The sequence below is a fragment of the Brevundimonas variabilis genome, assembly GCF_014199945.1.
GTDB classification, from domain to species: domain Bacteria; phylum Pseudomonadota; class Alphaproteobacteria; order Caulobacterales; family Caulobacteraceae; genus Brevundimonas; species Brevundimonas variabilis.
The window spans coordinates 741,699-758,253 of record NZ_JACHOR010000001.1 but is presented as its reverse complement, the minus strand read 5'-3'; the positions used below and the strand labels follow the sequence as shown (position 1 = coordinate 758,253).

The 16,555-nt window shown below is 65.8% G+C and carries 12 protein-coding genes; 5 read left to right on the top strand and 7 right to left on the bottom strand.

The features are described from left to right. Positions 1-75 precede the first annotated feature (75 nt). Together GGR13_RS03670 and GGR13_RS03665 are read left to right on the top strand one after the other, a co-directional pair. Entirely contained in the window at positions 76-1,578 is a 1,503-nt protein-coding gene (locus GGR13_RS03670) for a CoA-acylating methylmalonate-semialdehyde dehydrogenase (RefSeq protein ID WP_183212081.1), read from the top strand. A 100-nt stretch (positions 1,579-1,678) separates the two neighbouring features. After that, positions 1,679-2,653: a hypothetical protein gene (locus tag GGR13_RS03665; RefSeq protein WP_183212080.1), complete on the top strand. Its 975-nt coding sequence runs from the start codon at positions 1,679-1,681 to the stop codon at positions 2,651-2,653. 86 nt (positions 2,654-2,739) lie between these two features. Here GGR13_RS03665 and GGR13_RS03660 read toward each other — a convergent pair whose 3' ends face one another. Both GGR13_RS03660 and secA read right to left on the bottom strand, forming a co-directional pair. Then, on the bottom strand, positions 2,740-3,903 hold the full coding sequence (locus GGR13_RS03660; protein ID WP_183212079.1) for an aminotransferase class V-fold PLP-dependent enzyme: 1,164 nt from the start codon (positions 3,901-3,903) through the stop codon (positions 2,740-2,742). 62 nt (positions 3,904-3,965) lie between these two features. After that, positions 3,966-6,812, bottom strand: a complete 2,847-nt coding sequence (gene secA, locus GGR13_RS03655; protein ID WP_183212078.1) for a preprotein translocase subunit SecA — start codon at positions 6,810-6,812, stop codon at positions 3,966-3,968. A gap of 316 nt (positions 6,813-7,128) precedes the next feature. Here secA and GGR13_RS03650 point away from each other — a divergent pair, with 316 nt between their 5' ends. Together GGR13_RS03650 and argJ are read left to right on the top strand one after the other, a co-directional pair. Further along, the gene (locus GGR13_RS03650) at positions 7,129-7,986 is read left to right on the top strand and encodes a peptidylprolyl isomerase (RefSeq protein WP_183212296.1); all 858 of its coding nucleotides are present in this window, start codon (positions 7,129-7,131) and stop codon (positions 7,984-7,986) included. Beyond that, entirely contained in the window at positions 7,983-9,392 is a 1,410-nt protein-coding gene (argJ, locus tag GGR13_RS03645; RefSeq protein ID WP_183212077.1) for a bifunctional glutamate N-acetyltransferase/amino-acid acetyltransferase ArgJ, read from the top strand. Before GGR13_RS03650 ends, argJ begins: the two co-directional genes overlap by 4 nt. Before the next feature lie 45 nt (positions 9,393-9,437). Here the strand turns inward: argJ and ald are convergent, their stop codons facing one another. Beyond that, positions 9,438-10,556 carry an alanine dehydrogenase gene (gene ald, locus GGR13_RS03640; protein WP_183212076.1) on the bottom strand — a complete coding sequence of 373 codons (1,119 nt, stop codon included), beginning with the start codon at positions 10,554-10,556 and terminating at the stop codon, positions 9,438-9,440. A gap of 143 nt (positions 10,557-10,699) precedes the next feature. Between ald and GGR13_RS03635 the strand changes: the two genes are divergently transcribed. Beyond that, positions 10,700-11,176 (top strand): Lrp/AsnC family transcriptional regulator, encoded by a 477-nt coding sequence (locus tag GGR13_RS03635; protein ID WP_183212075.1) that lies wholly within the window; start codon positions 10,700-10,702, stop codon positions 11,174-11,176. Between the two features lie 60 nt (positions 11,177-11,236). On the opposite strand, the gene GGR13_RS03630 is transcribed toward GGR13_RS03635, so the two are convergent. The 4 genes from GGR13_RS03630 to phyK all read right to left on the bottom strand — a co-directional run bounded on the left by GGR13_RS03630 (position 11,237) and on the right by phyK (position 16,470). Continuing rightward, on the bottom strand, positions 11,237-12,691 hold the full coding sequence (locus GGR13_RS03630; RefSeq protein ID WP_183212074.1) for an NAD-dependent succinate-semialdehyde dehydrogenase: 1,455 nt from the start codon (positions 12,689-12,691) through the stop codon (positions 11,237-11,239). A gap of 38 nt (positions 12,692-12,729) precedes the next feature. Then, complete coding sequence (locus GGR13_RS03625) at positions 12,730-14,397, bottom strand: MFS transporter (protein WP_183212073.1); 1,668 nt, start codon at positions 14,395-14,397, stop codon at positions 12,730-12,732. A 205-nt stretch (positions 14,398-14,602) separates the two neighbouring features. After that, positions 14,603-14,740: an entericidin A/B family lipoprotein gene (locus tag GGR13_RS03620; protein WP_183212072.1), complete on the bottom strand. Its 138-nt coding sequence runs from the start codon at positions 14,738-14,740 to the stop codon at positions 14,603-14,605. A gap of 47 nt (positions 14,741-14,787) precedes the next feature. After that, positions 14,788-16,470: a sensor histidine kinase PhyK gene (phyK, locus tag GGR13_RS03615; RefSeq protein ID WP_183212071.1), complete on the bottom strand. Its 1,683-nt coding sequence runs from the start codon at positions 16,468-16,470 to the stop codon at positions 14,788-14,790. Between the last annotated feature and the right edge of the window lie 85 nt (positions 16,471-16,555).

The following is a 16,555-nucleotide window of genomic DNA, read 5'->3' as shown; positions in this document are numbered from 1 at the left end:
GTCACGCTGGCGTAGAGCGTCCGGCGGCGCTAGACGATCCGCCACAGCGACCAGAAACGGCATCAGGAAACGACCATGCGCGAGATTCACCACTTCATCGACGGCGCGAGCTTCACCGGGACCTCGGGCCGTTTCGGCGATGTCATGAACCCCAACACCGGCGAAGTGCAGGCGCGCGTCCAGCTGGCGACCGAGGCCGAGATGGATCGCGCCGTCCAGGCCGCCCAGACCGCCTTCGAGGGCTGGTCCTCGACCAATCCCCAGCGCCGGGCGCGGGTGATGTTCGAGTTCAAGCGGCTGGTTGAGGCCAATATGGACGACCTGGCGGAAATGCTGTCGGCCGAACACGGCAAGGTGATCGCGGATTCCAAGGGCGACATCCAGCGTGGGCTGGAGGTAATCGAGTTCGCCTGCGGCATCCCGCATGTGCTCAAGGGTGAGTACACCCACGGTGCCGGCCCCGGGATCGACGTCTATTCGATGCGTCAGCCGCTCGGCGTCGTCGCGGGTATTACCCCGTTCAACTTCCCGGCCATGATCCCGATGTGGATGTTCGGCGTCGCCATCGCGGTGGGCAACACCTTCATTCTGAAACCGTCGGAGCGCGACCCGTCGGTGCCGGTCCGCCTGGCCGAGCTGATGATGGAGGCGGGGGCTCCGGCGGGCGTCCTGAACGTCGTCCATGGCGACAAGGTCGCGGTCGACTCCATCCTGACCCATCCCCTGGTCCATGCCATCAGCTTCGTCGGTTCGTCCGACATCGCCCACTATGTCTACCAGACCGGTGCCGCCAACCATAAGCGGGTCCAGGCCATGGGCGGGGCCAAGAACCACGGCATCGTCCTGCCTGACGCCGACATGGACCAGGTGATCAAGGATCTGTCGGGGGCGGCTTATGGCTCGGCCGGCGAACGCTGCATGGCCCTGCCGGTCGTGGTTCCGGTCGGCAAGAAGACGGCCGACGAACTGCGCGAGCGGATGGTGGCGGAGATCCCGACCATGCGGGTCGGCATCTCGACCGACGCCGGAGCCCACTACGGCCCGGTCGTCACGGCCCAGCACAAGGCCCGGGTCGAGGCCTGGATCGAGACGGGGGTTCAGGAGGGAGCCGAGCTGGTCGTCGACGGCCGAGGCTTCAACCTTCAGGGCCACGAGAAGGGCTATTTCATCGGCCCGTCGCTGTTCGACCACGTCACGCCCGACATGAGCGCCTATCAGGAAGAGATCTTCGGACCCGTGCTGCAGATCGTGCGCGCTGCCAGCTTCGAAGAGGCGCTTAGCCTGCCCAGCAAGCACCAGTATGGCAATGGCGTCGCCATCTTCACCCAGAACGGCCGTGCGGCACGCGACTTTGCCGCCCGGGTCAATGTCGGCATGGTCGGGATCAACGTCCCGATCCCGGTGCCGGTCGCCTATCACACCTTCGGTGGCTGGAAGCGCTCGGCGTTCGGCGACACCAACCAGCACGGCATGGAGGGTGTGAAATTCTGGACCAAGGTCAAGACCATCACCGCCCGCTGGCCGGACAGCGACCTGGAACACGCGGATTCGTCCTTCGTGATCCCGACGATGGGGTGACGCCTCAACGCCGCGTTCGCGCCCCAGGTGTTCGGGGGCGACGACGGCAAGGTTTTGGCGTTAGGCTCCGGTATCTGTGGATGCCGGAGCCAACTGCCGCATGCGTCGCTTTCTGATCTGGACCCTGCTGGCCGCAGTCGTGGGCGTCGCGCTCGCGGCGGGGGGCTTCTGGGCCTACTGGTCGATGTACGCTCGGTTCCAGCCGGTGACGATCACCCGGAACCAGGCCGAGATCCAGCTGCTGCTCGATGCTTCGCCCTATCTCTCGGCCGAGCGGGGCGGGGTGCCGATCTGGATCGTCGGCTATCGCGACAGCGCAGTCACCCAGGCCTTTGCAGGAGCCGAAGCCGACCGGTTGCGCGCCGGAGGCATCGAGCCGCGGATCGTGCTGTTTGCCCGCCCTGATCGCGACGGCGTGGCCCAGTCCACCGCCGCCGAACGCGCCACCATCGCCGAGCTCTGGCTGAGTCGGGACTGGGCTCTGTATGAGCGCTGGATGGCCACCTCGCCGGCCAACTGGACCGCCGCAGGCCTGCCGGCCGCCGATGACAATGCTGTGCGCATGGGGGTGGTGGAAAGTTCGCGCGAAATGTCGTCGGAACTGTCAGCCTTGCTGAGGGACGCGGGTGTCCCGACCCGTTGGCCACTGGTTCTCTGGCGCGATCCGCGCGGTTTCCTGAAGGCCTGCGCGTGCTCGGACCGTCGCGCCTGGCCCTTCATCGAAGATGACCTCGGCGTGGCCGTGCGCCGTGCGCCAGCGGCCGCACAGCCACTGGAAACGCCGACAAGGGTGGAGGGCCTCGAGGGGCCGCCCGTCGCTGCGGACACCGGTCCCGGCACCCGGCCCTATCCGAAGCTGGAGGATATCCTGCCCGCGCCCGAACCCCGCTACGAGAGGCCCTCGGCACCAGCCATAACACCGCGAGCGCCGGTCGAGCCCGCCCCGACCGCTCGCGCGCCTGCCACGCCCGCGGCTGCGCCGGTCGCCCGCCCGACCCCGGCCGAAAAGGCGCCGGCGGCTCCGGGCCGCCGCCCGCCCGAGGCTCAACGTCAGGACGAGACGACCTTCTTCTGACCTCTATATCGTGGATCCTCGGGTCGATCGCTGAACGCATGGCATTCCGGATCCCGATTGCCTGAGGTTCGAAACGGCTTTGCGCGTCAGAAAAGCCGGTCGCAGACCGAGATCAGACGCTCGACGTCCTCGGGATCCTGATACAGGCCGAAGCCGAAACGGATGGTTTCGTCACGCACATCGGTGACCACATTCGCCTCGAGCAGCCGCGCGCGCCAGGCCTGGGCGTCGGGATGTTTCAGCGCCATGAACCGGGCCCGGTGGCCATTGCCGACGACGGGGTTGATCACGGTCGCCTCCGACAGACGCCCGACTTCCCCACCGTCCAGCGCGGCCTGGAAACGGGTCTGCAGACCGTGCGCATGGGCCGAAATCGAGGCGGTATCCAGCCCCTGCTCCTCCAGCATCCGCCGCACGCCATTGAACCGGTACAGGGGCGTGGCATCGAAGGTGGCACCCCAGAACCGGCCGGCGTCACCCCGGTACTGGACCCCCTCGGGCGGGCCCATCAGATTGCCGAACTCGGCAAACCAGCCTGTCACCACGGGCCTTTCGCAATAGCCGTGCGGCGCATGCAGCAGGCCCGCACCCTCGCCGGTCATGGCGTATTTGTAGCCGCCGGTGACATAGAAGATCCGGTCGGCAACGGCCGAGAGGTCTGTCGGCGTCGCCATGAACCCGTGATAGCCATCGACGATGACCCAAGGCCCTGCCGGATCGGCGAGGTCCGCCAGGGCTTCGAGGCACCCGATTTCCTGGCCCGTCTTGAAGAAGACCTGGCTGACCACGATGGCGTCGTACTCGCCGCCGGTCGCGGCGGCGACGAAGCGATCGTCGAACGTCTCGAAGGGCTCCAGGGGGACGCGCGTGACGACGGCCTCGCCCGCCTCTTCCCAGCGCTCGGCCTGGCGGCGGAAGGCATGAAACTCGCCGTCCGTGGTCAGGATGCGGATCGGCCTGTGCTCGAATCCCGAGAACAGGCGGATCAGGAAGTCGTGGGTATTGGGGGCGAAGACCACGGTCTCGGGATCAGGCAGGCCCAGTTCAGCGGCGACGTGTTTCTGTGCCTCGGGCACCACCTCGCCAAAGATCAGGTCCCATTTTCGGTCCGCGAAATGGTTCGCCTCGACCCAGGCGCGTACCTGCCCGTCGAACGAGGCGTCCGGCCAGAGATGGTGGCTGTGCGCCGCAAAATGCAGTCGCTCCGGAGCCAGGCCGAGCGCACGCGAGAAGAGGGGTTTGTAGGACATTCAGCCTCTGGCTCTCAAACGGCCTTATCGGCCTCGTCAGGTCTCAACGCCTGTGTGCCGCTTTAGACCAGCGCCCCGTGGCAGTGCTTGAATTTGCGGCCCGACCCGCACGGACAGTCGGCATTGCGCGAGGTGCGCTCCCACCCGACCGGCAGGGCATCCACCGGCAAGCGCGAGCGGGCGTCGCCGTCCAGCCCGCCTTCCGGCAGTTGTGAACGCGGATCGGCCATTTCGTTGACGCCGGTGCCTGGATTCAGGTGGATTTCCTGGAACTCCGGCATCTCGGGCGGCGGCTGGAAGCGGAACTCGACGGTCATCAGCCAGCGCGTCACATTGTGCCGCAGGTCGTGCAGCAGGGTTTCGAACAGGTTGAAGGCTTCGGTCTTGTATTCGTTCAGCGGGTCGCGCTGGCCATAGCCGCGCAGGCCGATGACCCCGCGCAGATGGTCCAGATGAACCAGGTGCTCGCGCCAGCTCATGTCGATCTGCTGCATCAGGAACTGCTTCTCCAGCCCCCGGGTCTGGTCGGCACCGATCATCTCGAGACGCTCGACCGCGCGGGCCTCGGCGGCGGCCTGAAGCCGTTCCTCGACCTCCTCGTTGGACACGCCCTCCTCGGCGGCCCAGTCGTGGAGTGGCAGGTCCAGACCCAGGGTCGACTTCACCTTCTCGTCCAGTCCGTCGATGTCCCACTGCTCGGCATAGGCCTTGGGCGGCATGTAGCGGTCGACCAGATCGCGGATCACGTCCTGGCGGAACTCGCCGACGAGTTCGGATAGATCGGTCGAGTCCATGAACTCCTGGCGCTGCTCGAATACGGCCTTGCGCTGGTCGTTCACGACGTCGTCGTATTTCAGCAGGTTCTTCCGGATGTCGTAGTTCCGGGTCTCGACCCGCTTCTGGGCCGTCTCCACGGCGCGGTTCAGCCATGGGTGCGAGATCGCCTCGCCCTCCGCCACGCCGAACTGGCGCATGATGGCATCCAGCCGGTCTCCGGCGAAGATGCGCAACAGGTCGTCCTCGCAGCACAGGAAGAATTTCGAGGTGCCGGGGTCGCCCTGGCGGCCCGTACGGCCACGCAGCTGATTGTCGATCCGGCGGCTTTCGTGACGTTCCGTGCCCAGCACGAAGAGTCCGCCCGCAGCCAGCGACTTCTCGCGCTGCACGGCGATGTCGGCCTTGAGACGGGCCTCTTCGGCGGCGAGCATCTCGGGCGTGACCTCGACGGCCATGTTGCGCTGATCCAGCCGGTATTTCTCCAGCCGCATCTCGAGGTTGCCCCCCAGCTGGATGTCGGTCCCGCGACCGGCCATGTTGGTGGCGATCGTCACCGCACCGGGCAGGCCGGCGTCGGCGACGATGAAGGCTTCCTGCTCGTGCTGACGCGCATTCAGCACGGAATGCGGTATCCCCTTGCCGCGAACGTATTCGATGTCGAACGCCTCGTCGCCGACCTTGGCGGCCTCCTTCTCGCGACCGACGTATTCGGGCTTGGGCTTGCGAGAGACCTCGACCTCATAGTCGATGGTGTTCAACAGGGCGGACAGGCTCTCTGATTTCTCGATCGAGACGGTGCCGACCAGGATCGGCTGGCCCTTCACGTGGCATTCGGCGATCTGCTTGGCGATCGCCACGTTCTTCTCGGCATAGGTCCGGTAGACCTCGTCGTCGAAATCGATGCGCTGGATCGGCCGGTTCGTCGGCACCTCCAGCACGTCCATCTTGTAGATATCGAGGAACTCCTGCGCCTCGGTCGCCGCAGTCCCGGTCATGCCGGACAGCTTTTCGTACAGGCGGAAATAATTCTGGATGGTCACCGAGGCCAGGGTCTGGTTCTCGGGCATGATCTTGACGTCCTCCTTGGCCTCGATGGCCTGGTGGAGGCCCTCGGACAGGCGGCGGCCGGTCATCATGCGGCCGGTGAATTCGTCGATCAGGACGACCTCGCCGGCCTTGATGATGTAGTCCTTGTCACGGGTGTAGAGGGTGTTGGCGCGCAGCGCCTGGTTGGTGTGATGGACCAGGCTGATGTTGGCGGCGTCATAGAGGCCAGTGGTGTCCTCGGCGAAATGCCCGCCCTCCTCGAGCAGCTGCTCGATCCTTTCGGAGCCCAGCTCGGTCAGCAGGGCCTGGCGCTGCTTTTCGTCCAGGTCATAGGTGGCGGGGTCCTTGATCAGTTCCTTCACGATGCCGTCGACGATCTTGTAAAGATCGGAGCGGTCCTCGGTCGGGCCCGAGATGATCAGTGGCGTTCGCGCCTCGTCGATCAGGATGGAGTCGACCTCGTCGACGATCGCGAAATTGTGCGGGCGCTGCACCATCTCTGTCCGGTCATAGACCAGGTTGTCGCGCAGATAGTCGAAGCCGAACTCGTTGTTGGTGCCATAGGTGATGTCGGCCGCATATGACATCTGGCGCTGACCGGACGACAGGCCGTTGACGATGACCCCGACTTCCATGCCGAGGAACCGGTAGACCCGGCCCATCCATTCGGCATCGCGCCGGGCCAGATAGTCGTTGACGGTGATGACGTGGACGCCCTTGCCGGTCAGCGCATTGAGATAGGCGGGTGCAATGGCGACCAGGGTCTTGCCCTCGCCCGTGCGCATCTCGGCGATACCGCCCTCGTTCAGGATCATCCCGCCGGCCAGCTGCACGTCGAACTGGCGCATGCCCAAGGCGCGCTTGGACCCCTCACGGGCGACCGCAAAGGCCTCGTTGAGCACCTTGTCGAGAGTCTCCCCGCCTGCCAGCCGGTCACGGAACGACTGTGTCATCATGCGCAGTTCGTCGTCCGACAGGGCGGCGAATTTGGGCTCCAGCGCATTGATCTGCTGAACCCGACCCATGAAGTCCTTGACCTTGCGGTCGTTGGAAGAGCCGAAGAGTTTCTTGGCAAAGCCGAGCATGAAGGTTCCGGTGGCGGTCGAGCGTCTGACGGCTCTGGTACAGGGTCCGGGCGTCGGCCCGGGTGGCGGCGTCTGATGCGCCGCACGAGAGGCTGACACCGGCGGCGGCCCCGCGTTCGCCACTGGCGCTGCAAGGTCCGCGCGGACGATCGAAAACCGCTCGACTTGGGCGCAGGCGGGACTTAAGCACCGACCCTACCCCTGTCAACGCGAGGGCCTTTGGCCCTTCGGGCTTTCGGGTCTCTCCAGTCGGACGGAGCGCCCGGTGCGACCCCCAAAAACCCGCCTGTTTCCCCTCCTGTTCGTTGCCGTTGTGATGCTGTCGGCCTGTGGTCAGGGATCGCGCCGCGAGGCGGCCCCCGAGCCGGATGACACCGCCGTTGCCCGGGTGCAGGACCAGACCCTGTGGGCCTCCGACGTCCGGCGCGAGGCTGTCGCCCAGGGCCTGATCGGCGAGGATGAACCTCTGGATGTCACCAGCGACCTGTTCCGGCGTGTTCTTGATGAAGTGATCGACCAGAAGCTTCTGGCAGCAGAGGCCGAGCGCCGGGGGCTCGATAATGCGGCCCTGGCACAGCGGCGGCTGGAAGCGACCCGCCAGCGAATTCTCGGTGACATGCTGGTCGAGAGCGTCGTCGATGGCGCGATCTCCGACACGGCGGTCGAGACCCTGTACCGGGAACAGCTGCGTCTGGCCCGGGGATCGGAGGAGGTTCGGTTCCGGCTGATTCTCACGGCGACGAAGCCCGAGGCCGATGCCGTGATCGGCATTCTGGGGCAGGGGGCTCTGTTCGAGGCTGTCGCCGCCGAACGCTCGATCGACGAGGCGACGCGGTTTTCAGGCGGCGACCTGGGCTATGCCACTCTGGATGTGGTGCCGGAGGCATTCGCCAATGCGCTGCGCGACGCCCCCACGGGCGCGACGGTCGGTCCGGTCCAGACCACCGGCGGCTGGGCCGTCCTGCGGGTCGAGGACCGGCGCACCGAGGCGCCGCCGACGCTGGAGCAGGCACGGCCCCAGATCGTTCGATATCTGACCTATGAGCGGGTAAGACAGCTGCTGGAGCAGCTAAGAGGCAAGGCCGATGTCGACGTCCTGATCGAAACCGGCAATCCTGAACCCCGACCGAACCGTCCCTCCGCTTCCGTTCCTGCTCGAAAGGCCGCTGCATGAGCCGTGAATCGACCCCGCCACCCCGCGTTTCGACCGGACAGAAGATCGAGCATGCCCTCGAAAAGGCCCTGGATCCCTTCGCCTCCGCGCTGAAACGGGCGACGCAGGCTCCGGCTGCAGCAGTGGCGACGCCTGCTGCTCCGGGCAAGCCAGGTCTGGCCGTCTCGCCCCTTGCTGTTCCCTTTCCGACGATTCCGCCGATAGGCGGCGTCGAGATCGCGACCGCGCGGGCGGGCTTCTACAAGCACGAACGCGATGATCTGGTGGTCTTCCGCTTCGCCCGCGGCACGACCTGCGCGGGCGTCTTTACCCGCCACAAGATCGGCTCGGCACCGGTCGACTGGTGCCGCCGACAGCTGGACAGCGACGGCGGGGGCGACGATGTCCGGGCGCTGGTCGTCAACGCCGGTTGCGCCAACGCCTTCACCGGCAAGCCGGGGGCCGACGCGGCACGACGGACGGCCTCGGAGATCGCCAAACGCTTCGGCTGCCGACAGCGAGACGTGATGCTGGCCTCCACAGGCGTGATCGGGGTGCTGCTCGATGACCGCAAGATCGCAGCCCGCCTCGGGGAGATCGAGGCGCGGATGGATGCCGACACCCATCCGACCGAGCAATGGGCGGGTGCCGGTCGGGGCATCATGACGACCGACACCTTCCCCAAGGGGGCCTATGCCGAGTGCGAGATCGAGGGGTTCAGGGTACGTCTCGCTGGCATCGCCAAGGGCTCGGGCATGATCGCGCCGGACATGGCGACCATGCTCGGGTTCATCGTCACGGACGCCGCGATCGCACCGCCGGTCCTGCGGGCGCTGCTGGGTCTGCATGTCCGCACCACCTTCAACAGCGTAACGGTGGACGGCGACACCTCGACCAATGACACCTGCCTGCTGTTCGCGACCGGTGCGTCGGGCGCGCCGCGCATCGGGCGAGTCGGCGACCGCCGGCTGAAGGGGTTCAGCGAGGCGCTGGAGAGGATCATGCTGGATCTCGCCCACCAGCTGGTGCGCGATGGCGAGGGCGCGACGAAATTCGTCAAGGTGACCGTGGATGGTGCCGCGAGCCCGGCTTCGGCCCGGAAGCTGGCCAAGTCGATCGCCGACAGTCCGCTGGTCAAGACCGCCATCGCCGGTCAGGACGCCAACTGGGGGCGGGTCGTGATGGCGGTCGGCAAGACCGAGGAACCCGTCAACCGCGACCATCTCGCGATCAAATTCGGCCCGCATCAGGCCGCCATCGACGGCGCACCGTCACCGACCTACGACGAGGCCAAGATGACGGCCTATATGAAGAATTCCGAGATCGACATCTTGGTGGACGTCGGTGCTGGCCGGGCCTCGGCCACAGTCTGGACCTGCGATCTGACCAAGGGCTACATCGAGATCAACGGCGACTACCGGTCCTGAGCCCGTCCTCCCCGAGGCGCAATGCCCGGGGAGGACGGCCGGGCGTCAGCCCTTGGCCCAGACGCCGAATGGATCGCTCCAGCCCAGGCCCATGGCCTCGGCGACGGCCGGGTAGGTGATCTCGCCCTTCAGGACGTTCAGCCCACGCGCCAGATGCGGATCCTTGCGCAGGGCTTCCAGACCGTGATCGGCCAGGGCAAGGCCGAACGGCAGGGTCGCGTTGTTCAGGGCTTCCGACGAGGTGCGCGGCGCGGCACCCGGCATATTGGCCACGCAGTAGTGGACGACGCCGTCGATGACATAGGTCGGGTCTTCGTGGGTCGTGGCGTGGCTGGTCTCGAAACAGCCGCCCTGGTCGATGGCAACGTCGACCAGCACCGAGCCGGGTTTCATCTGTTTCAGGTGCGCCTTCTTGATCAGCTTGGGAGCCTCTGCACCGGGAACGAGAACGGCCCCGATCACGACGTCGGCCTTGACGACCTCCTCGTCGATCGCCCCGATCGAGGAATAACGGGTGATGACCCGGCCGTTGGTGACCTCGTCGATATAGGCCATCCGCGGGATCGAGCGCTCCAGCACGACCACCTCGGCCCCCAGGCCCATGGCCATCCGGGCCGCGTTCAGGCCGACGACACCGCCGCCCAGGACCAGCACCCGCGCCGGGGCCACGCCCGGCACGCCGCAGAACAGCAGTCCCATGCCACCATTGTGCTTGAGCAGGGTCTCGGCTGCCGAGAAGACCGCGATCCGCCCGGCGACTTCCGACATCGGGGCCAGCAGCGGCAGGCCACCACGGGCATCGGTCACGGTCTCATAGGCGATGGCCGCGCATTTCGAAGCCATCAGGCCCTTGGTCTGTTCGGGATCCGGAGCCAGGTGCAGATAGGTGTAGAGAATCTGGTCCTCGCGGAGCATTTCCCACTCGACCTTCTGCGGCTCCTTGACCTTCACGATCATGTCCGCGTTGGCAAAGATGGTCGGTGCGTCGGCAACGATGGTCGCGCCGGCGCGGGTGAAATCGTCATCCGTGAAGCCGGCCCCGAGACCCGCTCCGGTCTCGACCGAGACGGCGTGTCCGCGGGCGACATACTCGCGCACAGCTGTCGGCGTCAGGCCGACGCGGTGTTCGTTCTTCTTGATTTCCCTGGGGACGCCGACGCGCATGGTGATCTTCCCTGTTGACGGGCCTGCTCATGGACCGGCGGGCCGCTGTATCGCGGCATTCTAGCGTCTCGCGGATCGCAGGTTCCTGTTCATTTGCGCGACTGAACGCCGTAAACTCGCAGAACCTGTTTGAAAGACGCCCCATGCAGACCGTTTCCGCCGTGACGCTCGACGCCATCGACAGAAAGATGCTCCGTGCCCTTCAGCACGACGGGCGGATCACCAATGCCGATCTGGCGAAGACAGTGGCCCTGTCCGAAAGTGCCTGCCTCCGCCGCCTGCGGGCGCTGGAGGCTGCGGGCGTGATCGATCACTATGCCGCCATCATCAACGAGCGGTCTGTCGGACTGCCGATCTGTGTCTTCGTGACCGTGACCTTGTCGTCCCAGGCCGAGAGCACCCTGACGGCCTTCGAGACTGCCATCGCCACCGTGCCCGAGGTTGTCGAATGCTATCTGATGACGGGCGGCTCCGACTATCTGCTGAGGCTTGTGGTGCGCGATGTCGACGACCTCGAACGGGTCCACGCCAAGGCCCTGACAACCCTCCCGGGCGTGACCCGGGTCAGCTCCAGCGTGGCCATGCGGACGGTGGTCAAGCGCGGCGCGCTTCCCGTTTGATCGGTCCAATCTCGTGGCGCACCCGTGACGGGCGACGCGGGTGCGTGCGGTTCAAAGGGCCTACTTCAACGCCAGTGTCACCGATTTGATGTTCACATATTCGTCGATGCCGTGGGTCGAGCCTTCGCGGCCGTAGCCGGACTGCTTGACCCCTCCAAATGCGGCGACGGCCGTAGACATCAGGCCGGTGTTGACGCCGCACATGCCCGCTTCAATGCGTCGGCTGACCCGCATGGCCCGGTCGAGGTCCCGGGTGAAGATGTAGGAGGCCAGGCCGAACTCGCTGTCATTGGCCTTTGCCAGAACCTCGTCCTCGGTGTCGAAGGGGAAGACGGGGATCAGGGGGCCGAACGTCTCCTCGTGGCGGAACATCTCGTCATCCCCGCCCAGCGTTACGGTCGGGGTATAGAACCGGCCTCCCAGGGCATGGCGCTCGCCGCCCGTCAAAACCCGACCACCCGACGCCCTGACACGGGCCAGATGGTCCTCGACCTTGGTCAGCGCCTTATCCTCGATCAGGGGGCCGACCTTGACGCCCTCTTCGAAGGCCGGCCCGACCTTGATCTCCGCGACGGCAGCCGAGAGTTTTTCCGCATAGGCGGCGGCAATGCTGGCATGGGCATAGACGCGGTTGGGGCAGACGCAGGTCTGGCCGGCATTGCGGAACTTGGCCTTGATCGTCTCGGCCACGGCCAGGTCCAGATCGGCGTCCTCGAACACGATCAGCGGGGCGGACCCGCCCAATTCGAGCGACAGCCGCTTGAGCGTCGGCGCGCACTGTTCGGCCAGCTTCGCGCCGACCCCGGTCGAGCCCGTGAACGACAGTTTGCGGATCAGCGGAGACCGCGTCATGGCCCCGCCGATCGCGGCGGCGTCGCCCGTGACGATGCTGAGGGCGCCCTTGGGAAGACCCGCCTCATAGGCCAGTTCCGCCAGAATGATGGCCGAGAATGGCGTCTGGGATGCAGGCTTGACCACGGCTGTACACCCCGCGGCGAACGCCGGTCCCAGCTTGCGCGTCAGCATGGCGGTCGGGAAGTTCCAGGGCGTGATCAGGGCGCAGGGACCAACGGCCTCGCGGTAGGTCAGGATCAGATGGCCAAGCGGGCTGTCATGGGTCTCGCCGATCAGCCGCTCGGCCTCGCCGGCAAACCATTTCAGGAAGCTGTTGGCATAGGTCACCTCACCTTTGGCTTCCTCGAACGGCTTGCCGTTCTCGAGCGCCATCAGGGCGCCGAGTCCGTCAAGATTGGCATCGATCAGCCGTGCCCACTCCCGCAGGAAGGCCGCCCGCTTGTGGGGGTCGGAGCGCGACCAGTCGGCAAAGGCAGCGTGGGCGGCCTGGATCGCCTCCTCGGTTTCGGCCACGCCGAGGTTGGGGATGTGGCCGATGATCTCGCCGGTCGCGGGGTCGTCCACGGCGATCGCGTCTGAGCCGGCTCCTACGGGTCTGCCCGCGATCAGGGCGTGCTGGCGAAGCAGCTTCAGGCCGGCGGCCTTGGCGGTGGTGTTCATGACGACTTCCCTGGACAAGACCTGTGGCGCTTCAACGCTCATTCGCCGATGGTGTTCAGGTCCCGACCGCGGGTTTCCGGCAGAAACAGCAGGGCGACCACAGCGGCGACAGCGGTAAAGCCGAGCGAATACCACAGGCCGAAATAGATGTTCCCTGACCAAGCCACCAGCGCAAAGCTGGCCGCCGGAAGCAGTCCCCCGACCCATCCCGTCCCGACGTTGTAGGGCAGGCTCATCGCCGTATAGCGCACCCGTGTCGGGAACAGTTCGACCAGGGCGGCTGCCTGGGGACCATAGACAGCGGTCGCTGCGACCATGAACACCAGGAGAATGCCGAACACGGCCAACAGATTGATCCGTTCCGGATCGGCCCTGGCGGGGTAACCGGCCTCTGTCAGGGCAGCCTTCACCCGGGTATCGACGTCGGTCTTCGCGGTCTTGAGTGCAGCGGGGTCAAGGCCGGCACCCTCGACCGATGAAATGGACACCGATCCCACCCGCACTTCGGCAAGGGTGCCTGCAGGAGCCGCAACGTTGTCGTAGCTTACGCCGGCATTGGACAGAACATTCTTGGCCAGGTCGCATGAAGAGGCAAAGGCAGTCTTGCCGACCGGATCGAACTGGACCGCACAGGTGTCCGGGTCTGCGATCACGGTCACCGGCGAGGTGGCCTGAGCCTGAGCCAGAGCCGGATTGGCCGCGCGTGTCAGGGCGTGGAACCCCGGGAACACGGCAATCAGGAACAGGATCATGCCTCCCACCATGACCGGCTTTCTGCCGATCCGGTCCGAAAGCCAGCCGAAGAAGACGTACAGCACGGCGGATGCCACAGTGATCGCAAGGATCAGCCCATCCACGGTCGCAACTTCGATCTTGAGCACCCGCTCCATGAAAAAGCGCGTGTAGAAATAGCCCGCGTACCAGACGGCCCCCTGGGCAAACATGATGCCGACCAGAGCAATCAGGACATATTTGCCGACCTTCCAGGTCGCGAAGCTCTCGCGGAAGGGGGCCTGGCGCTCGGTGCTTTCGGCGACCATCCGCTTGAAGGCCGGACTTTCGTGCAGCTTGAGCCGGATCCACAGCGAAATCACCAGCAGGAAGAAGGACAGCAGGAACGGGATTCGCCATCCCCATTCATCGAAGGCTTCGACCCCCAGGACCGCCCGCGTGATCAGGATGACGCTCAGTGCCATGATCAGGCCGATGGCGGCCGTGGTCTGGATCCAGCCCGTCAGGAAGCCGCGTTTCTTCGGTGGAGCGTGTTCGGCGACGTAGATCGCGGCTCCGCCATACTCTCCGCCGAGGGCAAAACCCTGAACGATGCGGAGAAAGATGAGCAGAACCGGAGCCAGGATGCCGATCTGTCCATAATCCGGCAGCAGACCGATCGCGACCGTGGCTATTCCCATCAAGGTGATGGTGACGAGGAAGGTCGTCTTGCGCCCGGTCTTGTCGCCGAACCAGCCGAACACGAGTGCACCGAGGGGCCGGACGACGAACCCGACACCGAAGGTCAGCAGAGCCAGGATGTAGCTCGTTGCCTCACCCACATCGGCATAGAAATGCCGGGCGATAATGGTCGTCAGCGACCCGAAGATGAAGAAATCATACCACTCGAAGGCCGTGCCCGCCGCCGATGCGCCAACGACCGTCCTGAGACCCGGACCCTCGCCCACGGTCTGGGCCTGTGCAGGCTCGCTCATCGATTTTCTCCCCTGGACGCGGCATCTCCGGCGCGCTTTTGCGGATCAGCCTAGCGGGGGTCAAGCGGTGGGGGAAGCTTGGGTCCAAAACAGCGAGAACCCTGTCGACCGGGGGGGTGCCGACAGGGTTCTCTAGCCTCGACCCCCACGCAAGGTGGTCGATAAACCGGGGCGGTCGCAGTTCGACCGCCCGATGACGCAGGCTTTAGTTCTTGGCGTCGTTTGCGGCACCGGTCACGGCGGAGCCAACGGCCTGGGTGTCGCGGCCTGCGCCGGCGATGGTGTTGCAGGCAGCCGTCGACAGGGCAGCGGCGGCAACGACGAGGATCAGGATTTTACGCATGTTAACTCTCCGGGAAAGCGAGGCGATTTCGCCATTCTTGCGGTCGATCAACGCGATACTGCTCCGGAGGTTCCAGAGACATCGTGTGGATCGGTCGGCGTGAGGGCTTCCGGGGTCGCAAAGACCAGTCGTGCGATCGTACCGCCGCAGGGTGCCGGGATCAGTTCGGCCGAGCCTCTCAGCTGTTTGGCGAACGCCCCCATCAGGGTTCGGCCCACGCCACCGGAGTCCGCGGCCTGGTCGGGACCGGGACCGTTATCCTGCACTTCCAGCACGCTTGTCTCTCCCTCGACGGTGAAGCGGACCTGCAGATCACCGCCCCGGGTCGCAAAGGCATGTTTCTGGGCATTGGTCACCGCCTCGACCAGCCAGAGGGCCAGAGGCGCCAGCTTGTCGGGATCAACCAGGAGGCTGTCTGCCTGTACCGAACTGGTCACGAGATGGCCGCGGCCAGCCTCGCTGGCCACGAGCTGGCCGATCAGCTCCGTTAGAAAGTCGCGTGCGTCGGCGTGGCGGATATTGTCGCTCTGGTAGAGCGTCCGATAGATCAGGGCCAGGGCCGAAATCCGCTGCCGTGTGTCACCCAGGGCGGCCTTTGCCGGTGCATCCGTCAGCGCCCGCTGCTGCATCGACAGGAGCGAGGATATGATCTGAAGGTTGTTCTTCACCCGATGATGGATCTCGCGCATCAGCGCGTCTTTTTCGGCCAGACCTTCGTTCAGGGCGGCATCCCGGGCCTGAATGGTATCGGCCAGCTCGTCCAGGGTGTTGGCCAGGACGCGGATTTCGGACGGTGCGTTTGCGGCCTGGGTGGGACGGACAGTGAACCGCCCCTTGGCATAGATGGAGGCGACCCGCTCCAGATAGGTCAGCCATCGGATGATGATGCGCTCTGACACCGTCATCACGGCAATGAAGGCCGTCAGCCACGCCGCGAGCGGCATGAGCACCAGGCCGATGGGGTTCAGCCGCGCCCACGACAACCAACCGGGGGCAGGGGCCGAAAACAGGACCTGGATATCGCGACCCGCCAGTGCCGCCACGGCATAGACGCGGTTCTGGCCCGTGCCATCCCGGGCTTCGAAGATGGCGGTTTCGGTAGAACGGGTCTGCTCGATGAAGCTTGGGTCGCCGTCGTTCACGGTCGCAAAGGCGGCCATGTCGGTGGCGGTGAGGATCTGGCCACTGGAGTCCGTGAGCGCCGCTTGCGCGCCAGCCGGCAGGGATGCGTCGTCAACCCTTGGCTGAAGGCTGGCAAGGTCGATCAGACCGACCATTGCGCCGTCGAAGGTGCCCATGGGCCGCTGGGCCCGGACCGCGACGATCAGGGCGGGGTGTTGGGGCACACCAGCGAGGGATCGCACGATGACCGTATCTTCGCCGCCCTTCAGGCGCTCAAACCAGAGCGTATCAGTCACGGAGGCAGACAGACCGGTTTGGGCTTCGGCGCGGCAGACGATCGCCCCGTTCGAACTGATCCGGTAAAGGCCATCATAGCCCTCGAGGCGATCCACCAGCGTTCCGAGACGGGGCCCGCAAAAAGGACCCAGCGATTCCGGGCTCAGGACCGTCAGGACGAGCGTCGCCGAGTCAAGTTTGGCGCGCGCCTCTGTCGCGCTTCGTTCCGCAGCCAGAAGAAGATCCGCCTTGCGCTCGGCCGCCTGTTCTCGAAAATCGCCCCGGGCCTGAAACCCGCCCAGCAGGAGGATCGGCAGGAGGGCCAGAGCCATGGCCATTCCCAGTCTGAACCGGATCCCCCTGAATCGCTGAGGGCCCGGTCTCAGCACGGCAGGCCGCCGCCCTGACGGGCCAGAT